General features: G+C 71.3%; 21 protein-coding genes and 2 tRNA genes. 17 read left to right on the forward strand and 6 right to left on the reverse strand.

Annotated elements, in window-relative coordinates:
- Positions 1 to 100 precede the first annotated feature (100 nt).
- The 5 genes from dnaA (at position 101) to ACK2IS_RS00395 (ending at position 6,645) form a co-directional block, all read left to right on the forward strand.
- On the forward strand, positions 101 to 1,759 hold the full coding sequence (gene dnaA / locus ACK2IS_RS00375; RefSeq protein ID WP_409484191.1) for a chromosomal replication initiator protein DnaA: 1,659 nt from the start codon (positions 101 to 103) through the stop codon (positions 1,757 to 1,759).
- Positions 1,760 to 2,492: 733 nt separating this feature from the next.
- Positions 2,493 to 3,626, forward strand: coding sequence for a DNA polymerase III subunit beta (gene dnaN / locus ACK2IS_RS00380; protein ID WP_409484192.1), 1,134 nt, complete (start codon positions 2,493 to 2,495; stop codon positions 3,624 to 3,626).
- Between the two features lie 154 nt (positions 3,627 to 3,780).
- Positions 3,781 to 4,785, forward strand: coding sequence for a phosphogluconate dehydrogenase (NAD(+)-dependent, decarboxylating) (gnd, locus tag ACK2IS_RS00385; protein ID WP_409484193.1), 1,005 nt, complete (start codon positions 3,781 to 3,783; stop codon positions 4,783 to 4,785).
- 1 nt (position 4,786) lies between these two features.
- Positions 4,787 to 5,992 carry a DNA replication/repair protein RecF gene (gene recF / locus ACK2IS_RS00390; RefSeq protein WP_409484194.1) on the forward strand — a complete coding sequence of 402 codons (1,206 nt, stop codon included), beginning with the start codon at positions 4,787 to 4,789 and terminating at the stop codon, positions 5,990 to 5,992.
- Entirely contained in the window at positions 5,989 to 6,645 is a 657-nt protein-coding gene (locus tag ACK2IS_RS00395; protein ID WP_409484195.1) for a DUF721 domain-containing protein, read from the forward strand. The genes recF and ACK2IS_RS00395 overlap by 4 nt, the downstream gene beginning before the upstream one ends.
- A 62-nt stretch (positions 6,646 to 6,707) precedes the next feature.
- On the opposite strand, the gene ACK2IS_RS00400 is transcribed toward ACK2IS_RS00395, so the two are convergent.
- The 3 genes from ACK2IS_RS00400 to ACK2IS_RS00410 all read right to left on the reverse strand — a co-directional run bounded on the left by ACK2IS_RS00400 (position 6,708) and on the right by ACK2IS_RS00410 (position 8,869).
- On the reverse strand, positions 6,708 to 7,451 hold the full coding sequence (locus ACK2IS_RS00400; RefSeq protein ID WP_409484196.1) for a hypothetical protein: 744 nt from the start codon (positions 7,449 to 7,451) through the stop codon (positions 6,708 to 6,710).
- A gap of 146 nt (positions 7,452 to 7,597) precedes the next feature.
- On the reverse strand, positions 7,598 to 8,392 hold the full coding sequence (locus tag ACK2IS_RS00405; RefSeq protein WP_409484197.1) for a hypothetical protein: 795 nt from the start codon (positions 8,390 to 8,392) through the stop codon (positions 7,598 to 7,600).
- A gap of 81 nt (positions 8,393 to 8,473) precedes the next feature.
- Entirely contained in the window at positions 8,474 to 8,869 is a 396-nt protein-coding gene (locus ACK2IS_RS00410; protein WP_409484198.1) for a hypothetical protein, read from the reverse strand.
- 59 nt (positions 8,870 to 8,928) lie between these two features.
- On the opposite strand from ACK2IS_RS00410, the gene ACK2IS_RS00415 reads away from it, so the two are divergent.
- The 6 genes from ACK2IS_RS00415 (at position 8,929) to ACK2IS_RS00440 (ending at position 15,598) form a co-directional block, all read left to right on the forward strand.
- Positions 8,929 to 9,321: a PaaI family thioesterase gene (locus tag ACK2IS_RS00415; RefSeq protein ID WP_409484199.1), complete on the forward strand. Its 393-nt coding sequence runs from the start codon at positions 8,929 to 8,931 to the stop codon at positions 9,319 to 9,321.
- A gap of 596 nt (positions 9,322 to 9,917) precedes the next feature.
- The gene (gene gyrB, locus ACK2IS_RS00420; RefSeq protein WP_409485690.1) at positions 9,918 to 11,951 is read left to right on the forward strand and encodes a DNA topoisomerase (ATP-hydrolyzing) subunit B; all 2,034 of its coding nucleotides are present in this window, start codon (positions 9,918 to 9,920) and stop codon (positions 11,949 to 11,951) included.
- Positions 11,952 to 12,017: 66 nt separating this feature from the next.
- Complete coding sequence (gene gyrA / locus ACK2IS_RS00425) at positions 12,018 to 14,717, forward strand: DNA gyrase subunit A (RefSeq protein ID WP_409484200.1); 2,700 nt, start codon at positions 12,018 to 12,020, stop codon at positions 14,715 to 14,717.
- Positions 14,714 to 15,190: a DUF3566 domain-containing protein gene (locus ACK2IS_RS00430; RefSeq protein WP_409484201.1), complete on the forward strand. Its 477-nt coding sequence runs from the start codon at positions 14,714 to 14,716 to the stop codon at positions 15,188 to 15,190. The genes gyrA and ACK2IS_RS00430 overlap by 4 nt, the downstream gene beginning before the upstream one ends.
- Before the next feature lie 89 nt (positions 15,191 to 15,279).
- Positions 15,280 to 15,356, forward strand: a tRNA-Ile gene (locus ACK2IS_RS00435).
- 169 nt (positions 15,357 to 15,525) lie between these two features.
- Positions 15,526 to 15,598: transfer RNA gene (locus tag ACK2IS_RS00440), tRNA-Ala, on the forward strand.
- Between the two features lie 86 nt (positions 15,599 to 15,684).
- Here the strand turns inward: ACK2IS_RS00440 and ACK2IS_RS00445 are convergent.
- Together ACK2IS_RS00445 and ACK2IS_RS00450 are read right to left on the reverse strand one after the other, a co-directional pair.
- Positions 15,685 to 16,131, reverse strand: a complete 447-nt coding sequence (locus tag ACK2IS_RS00445; protein WP_409484202.1) for a DUF2871 family protein — start codon at positions 16,129 to 16,131, stop codon at positions 15,685 to 15,687.
- 207 nt (positions 16,132 to 16,338) lie between these two features.
- Positions 16,339 to 17,718: a hypothetical protein gene (locus ACK2IS_RS00450; RefSeq protein ID WP_409484203.1), complete on the reverse strand. Its 1,380-nt coding sequence runs from the start codon at positions 17,716 to 17,718 to the stop codon at positions 16,339 to 16,341.
- Positions 17,719 to 17,872: 154 nt separating this feature from the next.
- Here ACK2IS_RS00450 and ACK2IS_RS00455 point away from each other — a divergent pair, with 154 nt between their 5' ends.
- Complete coding sequence (locus tag ACK2IS_RS00455) at positions 17,873 to 18,358, forward strand: peptidylprolyl isomerase (RefSeq protein WP_409484204.1); 486 nt, start codon at positions 17,873 to 17,875, stop codon at positions 18,356 to 18,358.
- Between the two features lie 195 nt (positions 18,359 to 18,553).
- On the forward strand, positions 18,554 to 19,456 hold the full coding sequence (locus ACK2IS_RS00460) for a rhomboid family intramembrane serine protease (protein WP_409484205.1): 903 nt from the start codon (positions 18,554 to 18,556) through the stop codon (positions 19,454 to 19,456).
- Between the two features lie 361 nt (positions 19,457 to 19,817).
- Here ACK2IS_RS00460 and ACK2IS_RS00465 read toward each other — a convergent pair whose 3' ends face one another.
- Complete coding sequence (locus ACK2IS_RS00465; RefSeq protein WP_409484206.1) at positions 19,818 to 20,111, reverse strand: cell division protein CrgA; 294 nt, start codon at positions 20,109 to 20,111, stop codon at positions 19,818 to 19,820.
- A gap of 73 nt (positions 20,112 to 20,184) precedes the next feature.
- Here ACK2IS_RS00465 and ACK2IS_RS00470 point away from each other — a divergent pair, with 73 nt between their 5' ends.
- From ACK2IS_RS00470 to ACK2IS_RS00485, 4 genes are read left to right on the forward strand one after another with little or no spacing between them, the layout of a single operon-like run.
- On the forward strand, positions 20,185 to 20,961 hold the full coding sequence (locus ACK2IS_RS00470; RefSeq protein ID WP_409484207.1) for a DUF881 domain-containing protein: 777 nt from the start codon (positions 20,185 to 20,187) through the stop codon (positions 20,959 to 20,961).
- Positions 20,958 to 21,626 (forward strand): class E sortase, encoded by a 669-nt coding sequence (locus ACK2IS_RS00475; protein WP_409484208.1) that lies wholly within the window; start codon positions 20,958 to 20,960, stop codon positions 21,624 to 21,626. Before ACK2IS_RS00470 ends, ACK2IS_RS00475 begins: the two co-directional genes overlap by 4 nt.
- On the forward strand, positions 21,626 to 21,790 hold the full coding sequence (locus ACK2IS_RS00480) for a hypothetical protein (RefSeq protein ID WP_409484209.1): 165 nt from the start codon (positions 21,626 to 21,628) through the stop codon (positions 21,788 to 21,790). Before ACK2IS_RS00475 ends, ACK2IS_RS00480 begins: the two co-directional genes overlap by 1 nt.
- 48 nt (positions 21,791 to 21,838) lie before the next feature.
- A complete protein-coding gene (locus tag ACK2IS_RS00485) occupies positions 21,839 to 22,462 on the forward strand; it encodes an aminodeoxychorismate/anthranilate synthase component II (protein WP_409484210.1) in 624 nt (207 codons plus the stop codon).
- Positions 22,463 to 22,479 lie beyond the last annotated feature (17 nt).

The raw sequence follows: 22,479 nt of genomic DNA on the forward strand, positions 1-22,479 counted from the left end.
CTACCTGCGGCTTCGCCGTGGTCCGGGTGGGCCGGCCGGCCGGTTGTCCACACCCCGCGCACCGGGGACCCGTGCACCAGCAGCAGCGAAACGAGGCACCGTGAGCGACGCCCAGGTCGACGTCCCTCGCGTATGGCGAGACACCTTGCGCACCCTCGAGTCCCACGGGATCTCCGCCAAGCACCGCGGCTTCCTGCGCCTCAGCCGACTGGTGGGCCTGCTCGAGGGGACGGCGCTGATCGCGGTGCCCAACGACTACACCCGTGGCCTGGTGGAGCGCGACATCCGGGCCGAGCTGGTCTCCGCCCTGCAGGAGCAGCTCGGTCGCGACGTGCGGCTGGCGGTGACCATCGACAGCTCGCTGGAGCTCGGCGAGGCGGAGGACCGCGACGACGACGCCCAGCGCCCGGCCGGTGAGCACCCCACCGTCCTGACCTCCACCGACCGGCTCTCCGACGGCGGTCCTGGAGGCCCGCACGGCGAGCCGGACCGGTTGCGGCTGGCGCGCGACGAGCGGGCGGTGCGGTCCGGGGGTGACGGCTTCCGCGAGGCCTACTCCGACCGCTTCCACGCCGACCCGGTGGAGCTGCAGCTGGTGTCCGAGGGGGTCCCGGTCCGGGGAGGTCACGGGCTCGACGACGACCGCGACGACGAGCGCGAGCTGATGGCCGAGGGGGTGGGGATCCGGGACATCTTCCGCAAGCCGTTCGTCGCGGAGGACGGCGGGGACGCCAAGCTCAACCCGAAGTACACCTTCGACACCTTCGTGATCGGCTCGAGCAACCGCTTCGCCCACGCCGCCGCCATCGCCGTGGCAGAGGCGCCGGCCAAGGCCTACAACCCGCTGTTCATCTACGGCGGCTCCGGTCTGGGCAAGACGCACCTGCTGCACGCCATCGGGCACTACGCCCAGCAGATGTACCGCAACGTGCGGGTGAAGTACGTCAACTCCGAGGAGTTCACGAACGACTTCATCAACTCCATCGGGTCCAACAAGGCCGGCGAGTTCCAGCGGCGCTACCGCGACGTCGACTTCCTGCTCATCGACGACATCCAGTTCCTGCAGGGCAAGGTGCAGACGCAGGAGGAGTTCTTCCACACGTTCAACACGCTGCACAACGCCAACAAGCAGGTGGTCATCACCTCGGACGTGGCGCCCAAGCTGCTGAGCGGCTTCGAGGAGCGCATGCGCAGCCGGTTCGAGTGGGGTCTGCTCACCGACGTCCAGCCCCCGGACCTGGAGACGCGCATCGCCATCCTGCGCAAGAAGGCCGTGCAGGAGCGGATGACGGCCCCGGACGACGTCCTGGAGTTCATCGCCAGCCGGATCTCCACCAACATCCGCGAGCTCGAGGGCGCCCTGATCCGGGTGACGGCCTTCGCCAGCCTCAACCACCAGGCCGTGGACATGACCCTGGCCGAGATCGTGCTCAAGGACCTGATCCCCGCCGAGCAGACCAACCAGATCACCCCGGCGACGATCATGGCGCAGACGGCGTCGTACTTCGGCCTCACCGTGGAGGACCTGTGCGGGACCTCCCGCTCGCGGGTGCTGGTCACCGCCCGCCAGATCGCGATGTACCTCTGCCGCGAGCTCACGGACCTGTCGCTGCCGAAGATCGGCCAGCAGTTCGGCGGACGCGACCACACGACCGTGATGCACGCCGACCGCAAGATCCGTGAACAGCTCAGCGAACGGCGGGCGATCTACAACCAGGTCACCGAGCTCACCACGCGGATCAAGTCGACCCCGGGCTGACCCGCGCGCAGCGCGCCCCTTCGCCGATCCCCGGACTGGTCCCCAGTCCGGGGATCGGTGTTTCCACAGGTTTTTCCACAGGCCTGTGGCTGAACCCTGCGACGTCCTCACCACTACCGCGCGTCATGAACATCGCCCGGGCGGAGCATGAATTAGGCGTATGGCGACATAGAGTGACACCTCGTTGCGCACCTGATCGGACCCGGACGGGCACCCCCTCGGTTGTCCACCGCCCACGGTGGACAACCGGGGCATAACCCCCACACAGCTGTGGACAACCGGACAAGAACGGTGGACGACCTGTGGATGAAAAACCGCTGTCCACAGGTCGCGCAGCGTGTCCACCGCTGTGCCCACAAGTCATGCACAGGGCGCCTCCCGCGGTGACGTGCGCGGATATCGGTTATCCACAGTTCCCACAGGCCCGATGATGACGACTAACCCTGGTTCTCTGCATCGATCCGCCCCACGTACGTCTGGGGATGAGTGCGACCGTCCACGCCCGTCCCACGTCCGCCGCACCGCCCCGGTGCCTCCCACCACGCACAGGGACAGCTCCTCGGCACACCCGCGCGTGAGCCGACGACGGTCGGCCCGGTGCACTACTGTCGTCCCAGGCACAGGCCACGCCTGGCGCCACCCACAGCCCCGAGGACGACCGACCGACGCGGACCAGCAAGGCCCGTGCTGCCGTCTTCCGCCCGCGGGGCCCGAACGACCGAGGAGTGACAGGGTGAAGTTCCGACTCGAGCGCGAGGTGCTCACCGAGGCCGTCACCTGGGTCGCCCGAGCGCTGCCCAACCGCCCCCCGACACCTGTCCTGGCCGGCGTGCTCGTGGAGGCCCACGACGACGACACCGTCACCCTGTCGGCCTTCGACTACGAGATCTCTGCGCGCCTGAGCATCGCGGCCGAGGTGACCGAGGCAGGCTCGGCGCTGGTCAACGGCCGGCTGCTGAACGACATCTGCCGCAACCTGCCGGCTCGGCCGGCCGAGCTGGCCACCGACGGCTCCAGGGTCCAGCTCACGTGCGGGTCCAGCAGGTTCACGCTGCTGCAGATGCCGGTGAGCGAGTACCCCACGCTGCCCAGCAGCCCGCAGCCGAGCGGCTCCATCGACGGCACCACGTTCACCCAGGCGGTCACCCAGGTCGCGGTGGCCGCCGACCGGGGCGACACCCTGCCGATCCTCACCGGGGTCCGGGTGGAGATCCAGGGCGACACCATGACGCTCCTGGCGACCGACCGGTATCGGCTGGCCATGCGCGAGCTCACCTGGTCCCCCAGCGCCCCCGACGCCGCCCACGTGGCGCTGATCCCGGCCCGGCTGCTGTCCGACACCGCCAAGTCGCTCGGGGCCTCCGGCTCGGTCGAGATCGCGCTCGGCGACGCCGCGGGCGGTGAGGGCCTGGTCGGCTTCCAGGCCGGCACCCGGCGCACCACGACCCGCCTGCTGGACGGCGAGTACCCCAAGGTCACCTCGATCTTCCCCTCCTCGGTGGACAGCGAGGCCGTGGTCGAGACCGCCGCCCTCGTCGAGGCCGTCAAGCGGGTGGCCCTGGTCGCCGAGCGCAACACCCCGGTGCGGCTGCGGTTCACCGAGGGCCAGCTGTCGATCGAGGCGGGTGCGGGCGACGACGCCCAGGCCAGCGAGGCGGTCGAGTGCTCGCTCACGGGGCCGGAGATCGAGATCGGGTTCAACCCCCACTTCCTGCTCGACGGGCTGGGCGCCGTCGGCACCGGGCACTGCCGCCTGCAGTTCACCCAGGCCAGCCGACCGGCCGTCCTGGTGGGCCAGGCCGAGGCCGACGCCGAGCCGGACCTGAGCTACCGCTACGTGCTGATGCCCGTGCGCTTCCCCGCCTGACGACCAGCCACCCCGGCGGCCCCCGGCCGACCCTCCGGACCCGTCCGCGGGCGCGGCGCCCCGGTCGGCCGCAGCCGGACCGGCATACCTCGCCTAGCCTCGAGGTGCGGTGGGTAAGCCCCCATCGCACCCTGCTCCCACGAAAGGTCCTCCCATGCAGCTCGGACTCATCGGCCTCGGCAAGATGGGCGGCAACATGCGCGATCGCCTGCGCGCCGCCGGCCACGAGGTCATCGGCTACGACTTCAACCCGGAGATCAGCGACGCGACCTCCCTCGAGGACCTCGTCGGACGTCTTCAGGCCCCCCGCACGGTGTGGATCATGGTGCCCGCCGGGGATCCCACCCGGGAGACGATAGAGAAGCTGTCCGGCCTGCTGGTCGAGGGCGACCTGGTCATCGACGGCGGCAACTCCAAGTTCACCGACGACGCCGTCAACGCCGAGCACCTGGCCGGCAAAGGCATCGGCTACCTCGACTGCGGCGTCTCCGGCGGCATCTGGGGCAAGGAGAACGGCTATGGCCTCATGGTCGGCGGTGACGAGACGCTCGTCGAGCGCGCGATGCCGATCTTCGACGCGCTGCGCCCCGAGGGGCCGCGCGACGAGGGCTTCGTCCACGCGGGCAAGGTCGGCGCGGGCCACTACGCCAAGATGGTCCACAACGGCATCGAGTACGGCCTGATGCACGCCTACGCCGAGGGCTTCGAGCTGCTCCACGCCAAGGACATCGTCGAGGACGTCCACGGCTGCTTCAAGGCCTGGACCCGGGGCACCGTCGTCCGCTCCTGGCTGCTGGACCTGATGGTCAAGGCGCTGGAGGAGACGCCCGACCTCGCGGGGATCTCGGAGTTCACCACCGACTCCGGCGAGGGCCGCTGGACCCTGGAGGAGGCCATCGAGCTCGCGGTCCCCATGCCCGTGCTCGCGGCCTCGCTCTTCGCCCGGTTCCAGTCGCGCCAGGAGAACTCCCCCGCGATGCAGGCGGTCGCCGCCCTGCGCGGCCAGTTCGGAGGCCATGCGGTGAAGATGCTCGAGGGCACGCCGCTGTCGGACGTGCACCAGGGTGCCCAGGAGAAGCAGGACGACACCGGCGCCAAGGGCTCGGCCCAGGAGCAGGCCAGCCGCTCCTCCGGCACCGGGGACCTGCAGCAGCACTGAGGTGCACCTGCGACACCTGTCGATCGGCGACTTCCGCAGCTACCACGCCGCGGAGCTTCCGCTCGCGCCCGGTGTCACGACCCTCGAGGGTCTGAACGGCCAGGGCAAGACCAACCTGGTCGAAGCCGTCGGCTACCTCGCCACCCTGTCGTCCCACCGCGTCGCGCAGGACGCGCCGCTCGTGCGTCACGGCGCCGAGCAGGCGGTCGTGCGCGGCGTGGTGGTCCGCGACGGCCGCGAGAGCCTCGTGGAGCTCGAGATCACGCCGGGCCGGGCCAACCGCGCCAAGCTCAACCGCACCCCGGTCCCGCGGACCCGTGAGGTGCTCGGCACCGTGCGCTCGGTGCTCTTCGCACCCGAGGACCTCGCCCTGGTCAAGGGCGATCCCTCCGAGCGGCGACGCTTCCTGGACGACCTCCTGGTGCAGCGGCAGCCACGCTGGGCCGGGGTGCGCGGCGACTACGACAAGGTCGTGCGGCAGCGCAACGCCCTGCTCCGGTCGGCCGCACCCGTCCTGCGCAAGGGTGGGGGTCGCCGCCGGTCGGCATACGGTCAGGGGCAGGAGCCGGTCGAGGACGCCCGTGCGGGGGCGCTGCACACCCTGGACGTGTGGGACCAGCACCTGGCCCAGGTGGGGGCCAGCCTGCTGTACGCCCGGCTGCGGCTCGTCCGGGACCTGGGGCCCTACCTGTCGCAGGCCTACGACGAGGTGAGCGCCGGTCAGTCGGACGCGCGGGTCACCTATCGCTCGTCGCTGCACGAGGAGATCGCGGCCCGGATCGCCGCCGGCGAGGTGCCCGAGCCCGTCGAGCTGGCCGACCTGCTGACCGACTCGCTCCTGCGGGTGCGGGAGCAGGAGATCGAGCGGGGGGTGACGCTGGTCGGCCCACATCGCGACGACCTGCTGCTCCAGCTCGGCGAGCTCCCGGCCAAGGGTTATGCCTCGCACGGCGAGTCGTGGTCCTTCGCCCTCGGGCTGCGGCTGGCCAGCTTCCAGCTCCTGCGACACGACCTCGGGGACGACCCGGTGCTCGTCCTGGACGACGTCTTCGCCGAGCTGGACGCGGGGCGCCGCAGCCGGCTGGCCGGGATGATCGCGAACTGCGAGCAGGTCCTCATCACCGCGGCGGTCGGCGACGACGTGCCCCCCGAGCTGGTCGAGGGGGCGCGGTTTCACGTGAAACGGGGAGAGGTGACGGCGGTATGACGGGGCGTCCCGACGACCTGCGCGTCGCCGACCAGGAGGGGACGCCCGACGACCTCCTCACCGACGACCTGCTGGACGACCCGTCCGGCGAGCTGGTGGCCGAGCTGACGGACCAGACCTTCGAGGACCCGGACCCGCGGCTCGCCCCGGACGCCGCCGAGACCGCGGCCGCAGCCGCGTTGCAACGGGCCCGTTCGGTCGCCAGGGCAAAGGGGTTGCGCCCGGGATCGCGCCCCCGGCGCAGGCGCCGACCCGCCGAGATCTTGCTGAGCGGGACCGGCGTCGACGCCGCCGGCCGCGATCCGCTGCTGCTCGGGGACACCCTGGCCCACCTGGTCGCCGGCCGAGGCTGGCAGTCCGAGGTCAAGGTCGGGTCGGTGATCGGGCGGTGGCCTCAGGTCGTCGGGTCGGAGGTGGCCGAGCACAGCGAGCCGCTCACCTTCGACGACGGGATCCTCACGGTGCGCGCCTCGTCGACGGCGTGGGCCACGCAGCTGCGGCTCATGACCTCCACCATCCTGGGTCGGCTCACGGCCGAGGTCGGCGAGGGCGTGGTGGAGCAGCTGCGGGTCGTCGGGCCCGGCGCGCCCCGCTGGAGCAGAGGGCGACGTCGGTCGACGGACGGGCGCGGGCCGCGGGACACCTATGGATGACCGGACGCCGTGCCGAACGGCTGCCCTCGACGGACGGACGGGCCTCTCGGGCCGGTCGCCCGTCAGGGGATGGGCGTGTACGTCGCGGCGACGGTGTCCATGACGGCGTCGCGCGTGGCCGCGTCGGCGGCGGCCACGGTGATCAGGTCCTGCTGACCGTCCACGGTCACGGCCAGCTGGGAGATCTGGGCGGTCGTCCCGTCGTCCAGCGGCGCGTGGAAGTCCCCGCGGACGCACGGTCCCGCCGGGCACGCGGGCTCCGACTGGTCGTCGAGCACCCCGGTGGCGCCGCGGGCGGCGGCGGTGAGGTGGTCGCCGTCGGCGAAGGACTCCCCGGCGACGGACCGCACGAGCAGGTTGGGTGCGGTGTCGCCCGCGTCCGGCCCCACGGCCATGGCGACGGCGCCCGACGCCGCGAAGTCCGCGAGCTCCTGCTCGGTGTACCCCAGCGACGCCGCGGTCTTCGCGAAGGCCGGGGTGCCGCGCTGCTCGCGCAGGGTGGTGAGGTCGAGGACCTTCCAGGTCGTGGGCAGGGCGAGGCGGGTGTGCAGCGCGGGGAGCGGCATCCACCGGTGCCTGGCCGGGAGGGCGACCGGCCTGACGGCCACCGAGGGAGCGGCGCTGCGGGTGGTGAGAGCGCTCGGAGCCCCGGTGGGGTTACCTGAGCTCGCGCCCGCCCCGCTCGGCCCACCGCTCGCGCCGGCCGTGGTGCCGACCCCGGAGCCGGAGGCCGAGGAGTCGCCTCCTGCGGACGAGCAGGCCGCCAGGGCGACGCAGGTGGCGGTGACGACGGGCAGCAGGCGCATGACCGCCACGCTAGTCGAGCCGCACCCGCAGCGGGGGCGTGATGCGGTCTGCCGGGCGACGCCCCCTCGCCTGTCGGCCCGTCGTGACTCCCGTGGGCGGCGCGGGCCGGCATCTCCTGGACGGCTCGCTCAGGCGGATGGCTCGCTCAGGGGCGCCGGTCCTCGAGGGTCCGCTCGACCCACTCCTCGCTGCGCGCCGCGGTCACCGAGACGGACACGCCCTGGGCTCTCGTCCTGCGCCACTGCGCCCGCATGGCCATGGCGTACTCCTTCGGGATGCTGTGGAGCAGCAGGAAGGCCAGGTGCTCCAGCTGCGACGGGTGGATCACGTCCTGCGCGGTCAGCCCGAAGACATCACGCATCCACAGCAGCCTGAGTCGGTGCAGCCGGTTCAGCTCGGAGGCGTTCTCCAGCCGGGCGCGGTCACCCGCGATGGAGAGCCTCGACACCGCGGGAAAGGCCTGCACCAGCGCGGAGACGTCCAGCTCTCGCACCTCCTCCAGGTAGACCTCCCACACCTCGGTGTCCGAGACGCCCGTGGACATGCGCTCGGCGATCTCAGGCCCGGTCAGGCGGATCGAGCCAGGCATCTCCTGCTCACGGGCGCCGGAGTCCCACAGCCGCTGCAGAGCCAGGTCGTCACCGACCGGCCACGCCCACCGCATCGACGGGGAGGCCCCGACCGGGAGCACCCGATGCCGACCGATGACGCGAGCCCCGCGCGGAAGCCCGAGGTCGGTCAGGTAGTGAGAGTACTCGGGCCGGTCCTGATACCCATGATGAGTCAGCAGCAGAGGCCGCAGCTCACCCACGTCAGCCAGGTCGGACGGCTCAGGACCTGACCAGTCGAGCTCGGGGATGCTCGCGAACCCCTCCGCCCGACCAGCCAGCGTGACCTGCGCGACGGTCCACTCACGAAGGGCATCGGAAGACAGCGTCACGACCTGCCCACGTTCCACTGGCTGCATGCCGGCATCCTGCCCGCCTGGCCTGCCGGCGGTGGACCGGTGCGGCCGCCCGGGTCAGCCGTTCCGCCGGATGTCCTCCGCCTGCGCCACCAGCAGGGCCTGGAGGGGGAGGCGACCGAGGGAGATCGCCTGCAGGTGAGCGGGACGGTCACGCCACTGCCGGGCCATCTCCACGTTGCCGGGGAAGACCGCCACGAACAGCGCCGACGCCACGGCCCCGCCGGTGCGCCGGGTGCGCGGAACTGCGAGCAGCGCCGCGGTCGCGAGCTCGGCGACGCCGGAGGCATAGGTCCAGAACCGGGCGCTGCCCGGCACCCACCCTGGGATGAGCGAGTCGAAGGGCTCGGGCTTGACGAAGTGGAGGACGCCCATGCCGGTGAGGAAGCCGGCCATGGTGCGGGCCGAGCGCCTGGCCCGGCGCTCGGAGGGGGCGGTCGTGGTCGCGGACATGACACCCATCCTAGGTGGCGGCAGGTCTCAGGCGGCCCGGGTCAGGGCAAGGAGACGGTATGGCGAACTTCCTGGACACCCTCGGCGTGACCGCCGGCAATCCCCACGAGACCGACCGGCCGGGCAACGACGCCGGCCTGCGCATCACCCCGACCGAGGCGCATGCCAACGTCAACGGCGGCGTCCACGGCGGGCTGCTGGCCACCATGCTCGACTCGGTGATGGGCGAGGCGGCGCGCGACCACCTGCCCGACGACAGGTCCGCGGTGACCGTCTCCCTCACCGTCACCTATCTCAACGGCGCCAAGGTCGGGGAGGAGCTGCTCGCGAGCGCGGAGGTCCGCAAGGAGGGCGGCTCGCTGATCATGCTCGAGGCCGACGTGGTGCGCGTCGAGGACGACAAGCCGATCGCCCACGGCGTGGCGACCTTCTCGGTGATCGACGCCGACTGAGCCGAGGGCTCCTGACTCGGCGGGCGGGCACCTGGCCCGTCCGCCGGGCCCCGGGCGCCGCGCCGGTGCTCCGGTGGGGCGCCCGGGGCCCGGGAGCGGCCGACTTCGCGGCGCGGACCAGGTAGGCGGGGCCATCTGTGGAGTTCGCGTCACGCTCCGTGGGAGTTACTGGCGAGTTCGGCGCACACCCGGTCTGGCTGCCGGTCGACGGGTGGCCCAACGGACGGGCTGCGCACGGCCCTGGACGGCCCTGGGTCGTGGGGGGACACGAGACCCGACCTGTTTTTTCGCCGACACCGCCTGCAGGGGCCCTGGCGGGCGTGATTTGTCCGCACGGACCGATAGACTGGCGGACGGCTGCCACGTCGGTGGCCAGGAGCGGCCCTACTCACGGTGCGCGTCCACCCCCGCGGTGCCCGGCAGCCCGGGCGGGTGGTGGTCGTCGCCCGCGGAGCGGGTCGGCATACGTGAGGACAGATGTGAGGAGCACCGTGGCGGACGACGAGCGACCCACCGGCCCGGAGGCGGTCGAGCAGCTCGCGCAGGAGCTCGAGCGCAAGGCCCCGGCCGTCGAGGGTGACTACGACGCCAGCTCGATCCAGGTCCTGGAGGGCCTGGAGGCCGTGCGCAAGCGGCCTGGGATGTACATCGGGTCCACCGGCGAGCGCGGACTGCACCACCTGGTGTGGGAGATCGTGGACAACGCCGTGGACGAGGCCCTGGCGGGCTACGCCACCCGGATCGACGTGACGCTGCTGGCCGACGGCGGGGTCCGGGTCAGCGACGACGGTCGTGGCATCCCGACCGGCATGAACGAGCAGTACCAGATGAGCACCGTGGAGCTGGTGCTCACCCAGCTGCACGCGGGCGGCAAGTTCGGCGGCGGTGGCTACAAGGTCTCCGGTGGCCTGCACGGGGTGGGCTCCTCGGTCGTCAACGCGCTGTCGACCCGCCTGCTCGCCGAGGTCTACCAGCTCGGTCACGCCTTCCGGATGGAGTTCGACCACGGCGTGGCCGTCGCCCCCCTCGCGAAGGAGGAGGAGTCGGATCGCACCGGCACGACCATCACCTTCTGGGCGTCGCCGGAGATCTTCGAGTCCACGGTCTACGACTACGAGACGATCCGGGCGCGCTTCCAGCAGACGGCGTTCCTCAACAAGGGGCTGACCATCTGCCTGACCGACGAGCGCGAGCAGGCCGTCGCCGTTGCCGAGGGGGACCTGGAGGCGCAGGAGGCCGGGGCGACCACCGCCGAGGGCGACACCGCCGAGCCGGCCGAGGGCGCGACCGAGGAGGTCGCCACCGACGCCACGGGCAAGGCCAAGGGCCGCACGGTGACCTACCGCTACGACAACGGCCTGGTGGACTACGTCCAGCACCTCAACAAGTCCAAGCGGGCCGAGGTCGTCAACGACGAGATCATCGACTTCGAGCTCGAGGACCCCGCCAAGGCCCTCGCCGTCGAGGTCGCCATGCAGTGGACCACGGCCTACTCCGAGTCGGTCCACACCTATGCCAACAACATCAACACCCACGAGGGCGGCACCCACGAGGAGGGCTTCCGCGCGGCCCTGACCCGCCTGGTCAACGACTTCGCCCGCAAGCAGGGACTGCTCAAGGAGAAGGACGACAACCTCACCGGCGACGACATCCGCGAGGGCCTGACCGCGGTGGTCTCGGTCAAGCTCGGCGAGCCGCAGTTCGAGGGCCAGACCAAGACCAAGCTCGGCAACTCCGAGGTCAAGGGCTTCGTGCAGGGTGCGATGACCGACCGGCTCGGCGACTGGCTGGAGCGGCACCCCGGCGAGGGCAAGGAGATCGTCCGCAAGGCCGTCCAGGCGTCCGCGGCCCGCATCGCCGCGCGCAAGGCGCGCGAGGCCACCCGCCGCAAGGGCCTGATGGAGTCCGGCGGCCTGCCCGGCAAGCTCAAGGACTGCCAGTCCAAGGACCCCTCGGTGTCCGAGGTCTACATCGTCGAGGGCGACTCGGCCGGCGGCTCCGCCACCCAGGGCCGCAACCCGATGACCCAGGCGATCCTGCCGATCCGCGGCAAGATCCTCAACGTCGAGAAGGCCCGCATCGACAAGGTCCTCGCCAACCAGGAGGTCCAGGCGCTGATCTCCGGCTTCGGCACGGGCGTCGGCGAGGACTTCGACATCACCCGGGCGCGCTACCACAAGATCGTGATCATGGCGGACGCCGACGTCGACGGCATGCACATCCGCACGCTGCTCCTGACGCTGCTCTTCCGGTTCATGCGTCCGCTGATCGAGGCCGGCTACGTCTACCTCGCCCAGCCCCCGCTCTACCGCATCAAGTGGACCAACCGGGAGCACGAGTTCGCCTTCTCCGACCGCCAGCGCGACGAGATGGTCGCCGCCGGTCAGGCCACGGGCGGTCGGCTGCCCAAGGACGCGCCCATCCAGCGGTACAAGGGCCTGGGCGAGATGAACTACCAGGAGCTGTGGGAGACCACCATGGACCCCGACCACCGGGTCCTTCTGCAGGTCACGCTGGACGACGCGGCCGCGGCCGACGAGATCTTCTCCGTGCTGATGGGCGAGGACGTCGAGTCCCGCCGCTCGTTCATCCAGCGCAACGCCCGCGACGTGCGCTTCCTGGACGCCTGACCCCGCGCGCGTCCACCCCCGCCAGCCTTTCCGTCATACGCCATCGTGCGAGAGGTCCCAGCAGACATGAGCGAGCAGCCACCCTCCATCGTCGACCGGGTCGAGCCGGTCGACCTCAATGCCGAGATGCAGCGCAGCTACATCGAGTACGCCATGAGCGTCATCGTGAGCCGCGCGCTGCCGGACGTGCGGGACGGGCTCAAGCCGGTGCACCGGCGCATCGTCTACGGCATGTATGACGGGGGCTACCGCCCCGACCGCGGCTTCAACAAGTGCTCTCGCGTCGTGGGCGACGTCATGGGTCACTACCACCCGCACGGGGACTCGGCGATCTACGACGCCCTGGTGCGCCTGGTGCAGCCCTGGTCGCTGCGCTACCCCCTGATCGACGGGCAGGGCAACTTCGGGTCGCCGGGCAACGACGGGGCCGCCGCGCCGCGATACACCGAGTGCCGGATGAAGCCGCTCGCCATGGAGATGGTGCGCGACATCCACGAGGACACCGTCGACTTCAAGGACAACTACGACGGCAAGACCCAGGAGCCGGCGGTCCTGCCGGCGCGGTTCCCCAACCTGCTGGTCAACGGCTCGGCGGGCATCGCCGTCGGCATGGCCACCCAGATCCCGCCGCACAACCTGCGCGAGGTCGCGGACGCCGTCCACTGGCTGCTCGCCCACCCCGAGGCCTCCCGCGAGGAGCTCCTCGAGGCCTCGATGCAGCGGATCAAGGGCCCGGACTTCCCCACCGGCGCGCTGATCATGGGGCGCAAGGGGATCGAGGAGGCGCAGCGGACCGGTCGCGGCTCGATCGTCATGCGGGCGGTGGTCAACGTCGAGGAGATCCACGGCCGCACCTGCCTGGTCGTCACCGAGCTGCCCTACCAGGTCAACCCGGACGCCCTCGCCCTCAAGATCGCCGAGCTCGCCAAGGAGGGCCGGCTGCAGGGCATCGCGGACATCCGCGACGAGACCTCCGGGCGCACCGGCCAGCGCCTGGTGATCGTGCTCAAGCGCGACGCCGTGGCCAAGGTCGTCCTCAACAACCTCTACAAGCACACCCAGCTGCAGCAGTCCTTCGGCGCCAACATGCTGGCGCTCGTGGACGGGGTGCCGCGCACGCTGCCGGTGTCCGCGTTCATCCGCTACTGGGTGGACCATCAGGTCGAGGTGATCGTCCGCCGCACGACCTACCGCCTCGGCGAGGCCGAGAAGCGCATCCACATCCTGCGCGGCCTCCTCAAGGCGCTGGACGCACTGGACGACGTGATCGCGCTCATCCGGGCCTCCCGCACCGTCGAGGTCGCCCGCGACGGCCTGATCGACCTGCTCGACATCGACGAGATCCAGGCGACGGCGATCCTGGACATGCAGCTGCGGCGGCTGGCCGCCCTGGAGCGGCAGAAGATCATCGAGCAGCACGACGAGCTGCAGCGCCTGATCGACGACTACCGCGACATCCTGGCCAAGCCGGAGCGGCAGCGGCAGATCATCGGCGCCGAGCTGACCGAGATCGTCGACAAGTATGGCGACGACCGGCGCACCGAGATCGTCCCCTTCGACGGCGACATGTCCATGGAGGACCTGATCCCCCAGGAGGACGTGGTCGTCACGATCACCCGCGGCGGCTACGCCAAGCGGACGGTCACCCGGGAGTACCGTTCGCAGCACCGCGGCGGCAAGGGAGTGCGCGGCGCGACCCTGCGCGGCGACGACATCGTCGAGCACTTCTTCACCACCACGACCCACCACTGGCTGCTCTTCTTCACCAACCTCGGCCGGGTCTACCGGGCCAAGGCCTACGAGCTGCCCGAGGGGTCGCGCGACGCCAAGGGCCAGCACGTCGCGAACCTGATGGCCTTCCAGCCCGGGGAGCGCATCGCCCAGGTGCTCGCGATCCAGGACTACATCAACGTCCCCTACCTGCTCCTGGCCACCCGCCGGGGCCTGGTGAAGAAGTCCCGGCTGGACGACTACGACTCCAACCGCTCCGGCGGACTGATCGCGATCAACCTGCGCGACGGCGACGAGCTCGTGGGCGCCGCTCTCGCGTCCGCGGAGGACGACCTGCTGCTGGTGTCCCGCAAGGGCCAGTCGGTGCGGTTCACGGCCTCCGACGACGTGCTGCGCCCCATGGGTCGGTCCACCTCCGGCGTCACCGGCATGAAGTTCCGCCCCGGTGACGAGCTGCTCGCCATGAACGTCGTCGAGCAGGACACCGACCCGGACGTGTTCGTGGTCTTCGAGAACGGTCTGGCCAAGCGCACCCTCGCGTCGGAGTACCCCGTCAAGGGGCGCGCCACGCTGGGCGTCCTGGTGGCCAAGCAGTCCGACCGTGGCGGCGACCTCGTGGGAGCCCTGGTGGTGTCCCCGGACGACGAGGTGATGGTGGTCATGGAGCGCGGCCGGATCGTGCGCTCCCGGGTCGCCGAGGTGCGCTACACGGGCCGCAACACCCAGGGCGTGACCTTCGCCAACCCCGGCAAGAACGACAGCATCGTCGCCGTCGCCCGCAACGCCGAGCGGGAGGGCGACGACGAGCCGGACGACGGCGAGACGACTACGCCCGGTGCCGGTGCGACCACGGCGGCGGACCTCCACGCCGCCACGACGTCCGGTGGCGACGATGCTGCCCAGGACGTAGTGCAGACTGAGCACGAGCAGGCCGCCCCGGACCCCTCGGTGTCCGACGCAGCCGCCGTCAGCGCAGGCGTCGACGCAGCGGCTAGCGTTGACGCCGACGACCACTCTCCGCAGGAGGACCAGTGACGATCTCGCAGCCGGAACGCACCCAGGTGACGGCGACCGCAGCCCCGGGTGGTGCCGCGGGCGGCGTGTCCGCGGCGCGCGACGCGGGCCCTGGGGGGCTCGCAGCAGGCGGCCCCCGGCAGGCCAAGCTGCGGGTCCAGCGGCTCGATCCGCTGTCGGTGCTCAAGCTGGCCTTCCTGCTGTCCGTGGCCGCGGGCATCGCCGGCGTGGTGCTCGTGGCCGTCCTGTGGATGATCCTCAACGGGATGGGTGTCTTCTCGGCGGTCAACGACTCCATCGCCAGCCTGCTCGGGTCGGGCAAGAAGTTCGACATCATGGACTACGCCGGGTTCAGCCGGGTGCTGTCCTTGTCCATCGTGATCAGCTTCATCAACGTGCTGCTCCTGACGGCACTGGCCACCCTCGCGGCCTTTCTCTACAACATCTGCGCCAGCCTGGTCGGCGGCGTCAACCAGACGCTCACGGACGACTGACCACCCGTTTTGATCGTCACCCCGTGCCTGGGGTAACGTTTGTCTCCGCGCTGGACACCTGGTCGTCACCGGAATGTCCACGCGGGTGCGGGCCTATAGCTCAGACGGTTAGAGCGCTTCCCTGATAAGGAAGAGGTCACAGGTTCAAGTCCTGTTAGGCCCACCACCTCGGAGCCGCTGCCCATCGGGTGGCGGTTTCGTCGTGCTGGGGGGACGCTGCGGTCGAGGGTGGCTGCCCGCGCCGAGCCGACGACAGTGGCCGGGTCCAGGACCGGGGCGAGGCGGGCCCGGTCGTGGCGCCGGGCTCGCGGCCGGCCGGTATAGTTCCCACGCACGGGGCGTTGGCGCAATTGGTAGCGCACCTGCTTTGCAAGCAGGGGGTTAGGGGTTCGAGTCCCCTACGCTCCACCGCGAGGAGGGCCCGGCACCGTGGTGGTGCCGGGCCCTCGTGCGGACGGGGCCGGGTGCCGTAGGTGCCTCGGACGCCTGCCGCCTCAGGCGTGGAGGCGCTTGCCCAGACCCATGAGCAGGAAGACGAGCGCGAGCGTCAGCAGGATGTGTCCCAGCCCGGCGAGCCCGGCGAGAGCGGGGTTGTCGGCGTTCGCGCTCCCGAGGACCTGCAGGACGCCCTTGGTCACCATCATGGTGGTGGTGACGAGCAGGCCCGCGACATAGGTCACCAGGAAGGGCCGCCACTGCTGGGTGGCGCTGAGCCGGAAGGTTCGCTCGAGCAGCAGCACGATCAGGCCCAGCAGCGTTCCCAGCGCGAGCAGATGGGTGTGCAGCACGGACAGCTGGGTGTGTCCGTGGAAGCCCTGCGCCTTGGTGAACTCGCGGTAGAAGACCCCGCCGACCAGACCCAGGGTGGTCCACACCACCACCAGGCGATACATCGTCGTCGAGGCCGTGCGATGGCTGCTGTCGGGAGTGTGCGTGCTCATGGCTCCATCCTCGCGTATGCCGGTGCGGGCGCACCCGGTGCGGGCGCACCCGGTCCGGACGGACCAGGCCCGCAGCCGGGATCGCAGCCAGGACCGCAGCCGGGCCCGCAGACGCCGAGAGGCGACGACCCCACGGGGTCGCCGCCTCTCGGGGTGCAGGCTCAGGCCCTCAGGCCCGGGCGCCGCCGGACGTGGCGGTCGGACGAGTCAGATGTCGTTGGCGCGCTTGTCCGAGCCGGCGTTGTGGTCCAGGTGCTGGCCGGCACCGTCGTCGGCGCGGTCGAACTCGGTCGCGGTGGACGGGGTCGTCGCGGCGAAGTCCTCCTGGTCCTTGGCGTCCAGGATGACCGGCTCGGTGGAGACGGCCGACAGCGGGTCACCGGCGGGCTGGTGGGAGCCCAGCGGCTTGGCGTCGGTCAGGTCCACCGAGGACTCCGTGCCGTAGTCCGGGGTCGAGTACGTCGTGGACGAGGTCGACGTGGCGAACTCGGTGCTCGTACCCACGGTGCCGGTCCCGGCGGTGCCGATGGTGCTGGACTCGGGGCCGGTGTAGGGGTCGGCCAGCGGGGTCGCCCACGGGTCGTCCTGCGGGGTCGTGCGGCGGTAGGCGACCGCGGCGACGGCACCGGCCGTGGCGAGCAGACCGAGGGTGATGAGCTTGCCACCCCCGGAGCTGTTCTCGCGCTTCTCGACCTTCTTGGCCTTCTTCGCGGCCTTGGCGGTCTTGGCCTCCTGGGCCTCGAGCTTGGCCTGCTCGGCGTCCAGCCTGGCCTGGACGGCGGCGAGCTTGGCGGCGCGCTTCTCCTCGCGCTTGTAGGCCCGCTTGGCGGCCTTGTCGAGCTCCTTCTTGGAGATGCCCGCGGCGGCCGCCCTGGTGGTGAGCTCTTCCACGTCGATGTCCTCGTCCTGCTCGTCGTCCTCGGTGACGGCGTCCTTGGCCTTCTTGGCGGCGAACAGGCTCGCCGCGGCCTTGACCGGGCTGGCGGAGTCGTCGTCCTCGTCGGTGGCGGCGTCCTTGGCCTTCTTGGCCCCGAGGAGACCGGCGGCGCCCTTGACCAGGCCCGCCATGTCGAGGTCGCCGACCGTGTCGGCGGCCTTCTTGACGCCCACGGCGCCGGCGGCCTTCTTGGCCAGGTCGCCCATGTCGGTGTCGCTGTCCGCGGCGGCCTTGGCGGCCGTGGCGGTGGTGCCGGCGGCGGCCATGCCCACGAGGGCCTTGAGCACGAGCGGGACGATCTCGTCGACCAGGCCGCCGTGGTCCTTGCGCTCGGACGTGCGGGCGGTGCCGTAGCCGGGCAGCTCGTCCGTGGTGTGGTGCTCCTCGCGCGAGCCCAGGCCGGAGGCGAGGGCGGCGGCAGCGGCGGTGCCCAGCGCGGCGAGCGCGGTGGGGGCCGGGTGCTCCTTGACGGTGTCGGCGGCGCTGCTGAGGCGGCCAGCGGCGGCGTCCTTGACGTCGGTCGCCGTGTCGGCGACGGCCGCGGCGTGTCCGGCGGCGGTGGCCTGCAGGTCGCCGGCCTTGGCGGCGGCGTCCTCCTGGGCCAGCTCCAGCTTGCTCTTCTTCTCGATCTTGTACTTGTTGCGGATCATCGTGTCCTCCTGTGGAGATCGATACGCGGTGGGCGTCACACCCATCTTGCCCGCACGGGCGTCGGGCGTGCACATCTCGTTCCCTTGCGCCCTACCCGCCGGTGCGCGTGCTCAGACCTGCCCGACGCGAACCTCTCGTGCGAGACTGGCCGACATGAACTGGACGCTGCACACCAACCACGGCGACATCACCCTCACGCTGTTCCCCGAGGCGGCCCCCACCACCGTCGCCAAGATCACCGGTCTGGCCAAGGACGGCTACTACGACGGACTGACCTTCCACCGCATCATCCCCGGCTTCATGATCCAGGGCGGCTGCCCGCAGGGCACCGGCACCGGTCAGCCCGACCAGCCCGGCTTCCCCTTCGACGACGAGATCTCGCCGGACAAGAACTTCACCCAGCCCTACATGCTCGCCATGGCCAACGCCGGCAAGCGCATGGGTCGCGGCACCAACGGCTCGCAGTTCTTCGTGACGGTCGCCCCCACCACCTGGCTGCAGGGCAAGCACACGATCTTCGGCGAGTGCGCCGACCAGTCCTCGCGCGACGTCGTCGACACGATCGCCGCCGTCCGCACCGGTGCCATGGACAAGCCGGTCGAGCCCGTCGTGATCGAGAGCACCACCGTCTCCGAGTGACCCCGGCCTCGTGCCGGCCCGGTCCCGCCCTCTCCGGGCGGTATGCCGGCGGCCGGTGCGTGGTCACCCGCGGCCCGCGCCCCTCGCACCTGGTCCCAGGTGCCCCGGCGCGGGCCGCTCCCGTCATACCCTGAGATCGCCTGCCCGACCGACGGACCCGTGGTCGAGCACCCCAGCAGCCGTCGTGAGGACCCGATGACCACGAGCCAGCCCGAGCCGGACCCGCAGGTCCCCACCTGCCCGCGCCATCCCCAGGTGGTGGCCTACGTGCGGTGCACCCGGTGCGGGCGGCCGACCTGCCCGCAGTGCCAAGTGCAGGCGCCGGTGGGGATCCACTGCGTGGACTGCGTCCGGGAGGCGGCGCGCACCGCTCCCCAGGCCCGCACCTCCCTCGGGGCACCGGCGGGCGGCGTCGGCGGGGCGCTCGGGGAGTCCCCGGTGACCGCGGCGCTGGTCGCGGCGTGCGTGGTGATGTTCGTGGTGCAGTGGGTGACCCCGGCCGTGGAGCAGCAGCTGTGGTTCATGCCGGCGATGGGTCGCCTGGAACCCTGGCGCTTCGTGACCGCGGCCTTCCTGCACGGCGGGCTCACGCACCTGCTGTTCAACATGATGGCGCTGTGGACGGTGGGGCAGCCGCTGGAGCGGGCCATGGGGCAGGCGCGCTACCTCGCGCTCTACCTGATCAGCGCGATCGGCGGATCGGTGGGCTACCTGCTGCTGGCCCAGCCGTCGGTGAGCCCGATGTACGACGTGAGCTCGTCGTGGTTCACCCCGACCGTGGGGGCCTCGGGGGCGGTGTTCGGCCTCTTCGGCGCGGAGCTGGTGCTCGCGCGGCTGCAGCGCCGGGACGTCCGCTCGCTCCTGGTGTTCCTCGGCATCAACGTGGCCATCGGGTTCATGGTCCCCAACATCGCCTGGCAGGCGCACCTGGGCGGACTGGTCACCGGTGCGGCCATCGCGGGTCTGGTCTGGGCCACCCGCGGCCGGGACCGGGTGCGCCTGCAGTGGCCCGCCCTGGCGGGGGTGACCGTCGTGCTGGTCGCCCTGGCGGTGGTGAAATACGCGCTGGCACCCGCACTGGTTCCCGGCGCCGCCTGAGCCCGTCCGCACCGACCCGGCCCCGTCGTCCCGCAGCCTGGGGATGACGGGGCCTTCGTCGGCCCGGAGCGGTGAGGTTACCCACAGGATGGGTGTGTGATGCACCGGTTATCCCCAACGGTGCACAGGCCTTCCCCAGGCTGGTCAACAGGGTTGTCCACAGATCTGGGGGCACTTTTCCCCAGGACCTGTGGATAACCCTGGGGTAGTCACCCATTACACCCGTGTAATTACCCACACGATGGGGACAACCCTGTGGATAACTTGCCCGTTGTGCACAGCTGTTGACGACGGTCCGCCCGGCACGACCACGTAGGCCGGCCGCGTGCGCGGGCGGCCCTTAGCGGTCGTGCCGGCGAGGTCAGCGCCAGTTCGTCGTCATCGCGAAGCCGATCAGCATCAGCCCGAAGCCGATCCCGAGGTTCCAGTACCCGAGGTCGGGGATCGGATAGGCCGTCTGGGAGAGGTAGAACACGACCACCCAGATGAGCCCGACGATCATCAGCGTCACCATGAGCGGTGCCCACCAGCGCGGGCTCGGCTCCTTGATCCCGGCCTCCCCCTTGCGTGACGTCTTGGCGGGGGCGGCGGACGAACGGCCCCGGCGGCCAGGGTTGTCCGACGGGGACGGGGTGGTGCTCTTGGATGCGGGCACGACGACTCCTGCTCGAGAGGGTCCACGGGTACGGTGGGTCTGCCCACAACCTTATCCAGCCCCAGGAGGCCCCGTGGTGGACGCCCGAGACCGACGCGCACGCACGCTGCGGGTGCTCTTCGGGGGGCGGCCGAGCGCCTGGGGGATACTCGTGCCCGTGGTCGCCATGCTCGCCGGGCTTCTCTTCGCCGCCAGCGCGGTGACCGCCAAGGGCACCTCCCTGCGGCCCTCGGACACCCGGGGCCTCGCCGACGTCGTCGCGGCCCGCAACCACGCGGTGGAGGCCAAGGAAGCCCGCGTCGCGGCCCTGCGCAGCGAGGTCCAGACGCTCACCGCGCGCAACGCGCCGGGCAGCGCCGCCCTGAAGCAGCTGGCCGACAAGGCTGCCCGGCTCACCGGGCCCGCCGGCCTGGAGGCCGTGAGCGGACCGGTCGTGCAGGTCAGCCTCACCGACTCCCCGCGGTCGATCGACTCCTTCGGCCCGGACATCGTGCCGGACGACCTGGTCATCCACCAGCAGGACGTCCAGTCGGTCGTCAACGCGCTGTGGCGCGGGGGGGCCGAGGCGATGATGATCCAGGACCAGCGCGTCGTCGCCACGAGCACGGTCCGCTGCGTCGGCAACACCCTGATCCTGCAGAAGCGGGTCTACTCCCCGCCGTTCGTCATCAAGGCCATGGGGGACCCCGACAAGCTGCGCAAGGCCTTGGACGACGACCCGCAGCTGCAGATCCTGCGGCAGTACGTCGAGGCGGTCAGCCTGGGCTACGAGGTGCGCACGACACCCCGGGCGACCTTTCCGGCATATGACGGCTCCGTGACCCTGCACCATGCCACAGTGGGTAAGTGAGGACTGCACGAGGGATCATCGGGGCTCTTGGTGAGCTCCTGATCACGCTGGGTGTGATCACGCTGCTCTTCGTGGGCTGGCAGCTGGCCTGGACCGACGTCGCCGCCAACGCCGCCCACACCGAGCTCGTCGACGAGCTGAGCCGCGACTTCGCGCGAGGGGTCGCCGAGCCCGCCACGGTCCCGCACGGCAGGGCCTTCGCCGTCGTCCGGATCCCCGCGCTCGGCGCGGACTACCGGGTGCCGCTGATCCAGGGCACCGACCGGGCGGTCCTGCGGCGCGGGATCGGGCACTACGAGGGCACCGCGATGCCCGGCCAGGTCGGCAACTTCGCCATCGCCGGCCACCGCATGACCTACGGCGGCCCCTTCCGTGACATCGAGAAGGTGCTGCCCGGCGACCGGGTCGTCGTCGAGACCGCCCGGGCGTGGTACGTCTACAAGGTCGGTCCGCACACCCTCGTGGACCCGAGCCACATCGCGGCCATCGACCCGATGCCCGAGCGGCCGGGCGTCAGGCCGGACAAGGCCTACATCACGCTCACCGCCTGCCACCCGAAGTACGCCGCCAAGCAGCGGTGGATCGTCCACGGGGTGCTCGAGAAGGTCGTGCCGCACGAGCAGGGCCCGCCCAAGGCCTACCTCGCCGTCCCCGGAGGCCGCTGATGTATGCCGCGCTCTGGCGGGTCCTGCCCGGTCCGGTCTGGCTGCGGGCGCTGCTGTGCCTGCTCCTGCTGACCGTGATGGTGTGGCTGCTCTTCCAGCAGGTCTTTCCCGCGCTCGCGGACGTCATGCCGTTCAACGACCAGACGGTGGGCTCGCAGGAGTAGCCCTCGGCATACCCTGGGCCGACCCACCCCGCCGCCCGGAGGCCCCGCATGACCCGCATCCTCGTCGTGGACAACTACGACTCGTTCGTCTTCACCATCGTCGGCTACCTGCAGCAGCTGGGGGCCCGGTGCGAGGTGCTGCGCAACGACGCGGTGACCCCGGAGCAGGCCGAGGCGTATGCCGGGGTGCTGATCTCCCCGGGGCCGGGCACCCCCCAGGAGGCCGGCGTGTCGCTGGACATGATCCGCGGGTGCGCCGACCGGGCGCAGCCGATGCTGGGCGTGTGCCTGGGGCACCAGGCGCTCGGGGTGGTCCTGGGGGCCACCGTGTCCCGGGCCCCGGAGCTGCTGCACGGCAAGACCTCCCTGGTCCACCACGACGGCCTGGGCGTCCTCGCGGGGCTCCCTCGGCCCTTCACCGCGACGCGCTACCACTCCTTGACGATCGAGCCGGAGACGGTCCCCGCCGAGCTCGAGGTCACCGGCGCGACCGGCAGCGGGGTCGTCATGGCCGTCCGGCACCGCGAGCTGCCGCTGCACGGCGTGCAGTTCCACCCGGAGAGCGTGCTCACCGAGGGCGGCCACCGGATCCTCGCCAACTGGCTCGCCCTGTGCGGCTCGACCACGGCCGTCGCCGCCAGCGAGGGCCTCAGCCCGCTCGTCGCCCGCTGAGGCGCACCGCGGCCGGT

The sequence above is a fragment of the Arsenicicoccus dermatophilus genome, from assembly GCF_046267915.1.
Classification (GTDB): Bacteria; Actinomycetota; Actinomycetes; order Actinomycetales; family Dermatophilaceae; genus Arsenicicoccus; species Arsenicicoccus dermatophilus_A.